The sequence below is a fragment of the Aerococcus sp. L_32 genome, assembly GCF_050689315.1.
Window position 1 is genome coordinate 1 of the sequence record NZ_JBOEQF010000227.1, and the last position, 3,426, is coordinate 3,426.

At 31.2% G+C, this 3,426-nt stretch carries 2 protein-coding genes; both read left to right on the forward strand.

Annotation, left to right across the window (positions count from 1 at the left end; genetic code table 11):
• Positions 1 to 988 (forward strand): Mur ligase family protein (locus tag ACRCJ0_RS10865; protein WP_431390447.1); only part of this gene is annotated, 988 nt, incomplete at its 5' end.
• Between the two features lie 240 nt (positions 989 to 1,228).
• Positions 1,229 to 3,061, forward strand: a complete 1,833-nt coding sequence (locus ACRCJ0_RS10870; RefSeq protein WP_431390448.1) for an AbiA family abortive infection protein — start codon at positions 1,229 to 1,231, stop codon at positions 3,059 to 3,061.
• Positions 3,062 to 3,426: the final 365 nt, after the last annotated feature.

Sequence of the window (3,426 nt, forward strand, 5' to 3'; positions counted from 1 at the left end):
ATCCCTAGCCCGGTCAAATGACGATGTAGTGGTTATTGAAACTTCTAGTCAAGGTCTCCACCAATATAGAATGGCAGGGATGCAATTTAACTATGCCTTATTTACCAACCTACAACACGACCATTTAGACTACCACAAGACCATGGAAGCTTATTACCAAGCCAAGAAATCCCTATTCAGCTTAATGAAACCGGGCGGGAAGGCCGTCATCAATAGCTATACCATGTGGGGCAACCGCCTAGCCAAAGAACTAGAAGCAAGTGGTAAACAAGTCTTAACCGTAGATACTAAGAAAGGTGCGACAAGTTATGTCTTAGATAAAACAACCGACACAGCAGTTGTTGCCTTCAATGGACAAGGCGGACAAATTGAAGAAATCGAAGCGCCCTTATCAGGTGTTTATAATCAAGAAAACCTGATTTTAGCCACAACCGTCATGGTTGACCTAGGATTAGACGCTGGCAATACCAACAAGGCAATCGCAGACTTTGCGGGAATTGCGGGCCGTTTAGAATACTATCCACTAGCAGATGGTAATGAAATGGTAGTCGATTATGCCCACACGCCGGATGCCATTGAAGCCCTGTTAAAAACCCTGAACGACCAATATCCAGACCACGATATCATTCACATCTTTGGCTTTAGAGGGCAACGAGACAGTAAGAAATTCCCGCAAATGGTGTCCGCCTCGCAAACTGGGTCCGACCTAACCATACTAACCACTGATGACTTAAATGGTGTCCCCAAACAAGTCATGGCCGATATATACCTAGAATACGTAACCCAATATGGGTTAAACTCTATGGCCATGGCACTAGACCGGGTTGAAGCAGTTGAGTTAGCCTTAGAAATGTCCCTAAATCCGGTATTATTAGTACTTACTGGTAAAGGGCATGAAGCCTACTCCGAGGAAAATAAATATGGCGTGCAATTTGACCAGCAAGTGGCCCACATGTTTCGCTACCGTCAAGTCAGCTATTCAATGTGAAATATAGGGTATCAATAAGATCAACAAAAAAAGCAACATGTATTTATATATATGTTGCTTTTTTTTGTTGGTTTGAAGAGGAGATTGTTGGGGTTGACGATTCAAATATTGTTAGACAAATTAGCTTAACTGATTAAATTTCTACAATAATACTTCCTTTGGTATACTTGATCTAATCTAGAAAACTAAACAAATGAAAGTGGGGTAAATATAATCGAATCATATGAGAACTTTTTAGGAATTAGTGAAACTGTATGGAATGAAACCGTTAAAAATTATGCTAATATCTCAAATAGGAGTTTATCTAAATACCTTCAGTGGTATCCATTACAATCATTAAATGTATCTGATGATTATTTTGAAAAAGTTGTTAAAAAGGGAAATTTTGTTTTTGATGATGATATCATGAAAATTAGTGATAATTATCTTCAAAAATCTGATGGCAGTTTTAGACAGGCACAATTGTTGTCACCTACTTTGTATCTTGTTCTGGAGGCAATTTGTAAAGAAATATACAATTCTATTAATGATAAAATTTATAGTCAACATGCTCTGTATGCAGGAGATTTAGAGAATAATGATGTTTCTTATAAAAAACAATATAATCTATTTTTTAAAGAAGTTAATAAGCTATCAAGTATTTATTCTCATTATATAAAAGTGGATATAAAAGATTATTTTAGATATATTGATATCGATTTGATGTTCAATATAATTGAGAAAAATACTAGTAATATTCATTCTTTTCATATTTATCTATATAAATTACTTTTCTCATTCTGTGGCAGGGGAAGATTTCCAATTGTCGAAAACAGTACTGGATTATCTTATTTAGCAACTACTATCTATTTAAATGAAGTAGATGAAAAAGTTAATGAGTATTTTCATAATACTTTAGGCTTATTCAAATTTCGGATAATTAGATATGTGGATGATTTATATATTTTCTTTGATGAAGCAGATATTGAACAGTCATTAGGAGACTTTTTTATTAAATTTATAAATTTTTATCATTCTGAATTAAGAAAAGTTAATTTAGTTTTAAATACAGATAAAACTCACATAAAACATTGTAGTGAAATTAGTGATGATATAAAAAATTCATTTTATGGGGATGAAATATATAATGAAGATATTGATATTCATGAAGTAGATATCGATCATTACGTAACTTTCTTAGATAATTTAACTAGAACTTCGTTTTCTATAGATAATTATAAGAAAGCAGTAGATAAATCCTTTTCTTTTGATGATATTCAATTATCAAAAAATGAGGTTTATAATCACATATTATATAAATTTAGTGATGAATTTGTGAATAATCATGAAATAATTACTAAACTTCATCTTATTATCAACGAACCAATTATTACGTATGATGTCAGAAAAATAGTAACAGCAATACTAAACACACGAGATGGTCAATTAATCAAAAAGCTTTTAAATAAAATATTTTCTGAAAGTGAATGGAATGACGCAGAAAATTATATTGCCATAACATATTTATTAAATAGAAGCTTTAGACATGAAGACTTGATTGAGTGTTTATACTCAAATCTAAAAGAAAAATCAAATAATTTATCGCAGTATATCGAAAATTATTGTCTGAATAAAAGCAATTTATCTCCTTCAGAATTAAATAATACACTTGTTGATAGGATAAATAAAGTAAACGTAACGCCTACAACCAGCCAACTATATTTATTATATTTTGTAGAATTAAAAAAAGAAAATCTTTTATTAGCCCACTCCTATTTCAAATCTTTCTTTGATAGGATTACTGCAGAAATAAGGTTTGATTATAAAATTGAATCAAAAGATTTAAATGGACCTAACTATAAAGGTAATTACGATGTAAAAGTATTAAAAAGAGTCTATGAGGGAATTAATAAAAGTGGCTCTATAATACAAAAAGCTCATAAAATTAGAAATTCTAATCCAGTTAATCACGCTTCTTCAGGTTTAATTAAAGGACCGTATGACAAAGAAGAGATTTCTTCTTCAATTGAGGAATTACAATTATTAATTATAGAGTTAATAGATAGGCTAGAAGTATCTGTTGTAGACTCATGACTTAATTATTTGGAATTTTTTAATGCATTATAGTAGAGCCTCAGTAAATTCAGAGGTATGAACTTTATTTAATTTTTACTGTTCTATCTTTGTAAAAGTGTTATTATTTACTATTCGAGAGACCCATAGTTTTCACAACTTTTTTCATCTTATATATGATTAAAGAATTTTATTTATCAAATCTCCATTGATAGCAATAGGCTATCAAGGATAATGGTAATCTAGTATCTCGATTGAATTGCAATCACGATTGGTTTTTCCTACAATAAATGAATGATAAAAAATCATTTGGAGGCAATATTATGAAGAAAATTTTTCGTGCATTGGGATTGGCACTAGTGGTATTAGTTTTAGCTGCTTGTGGT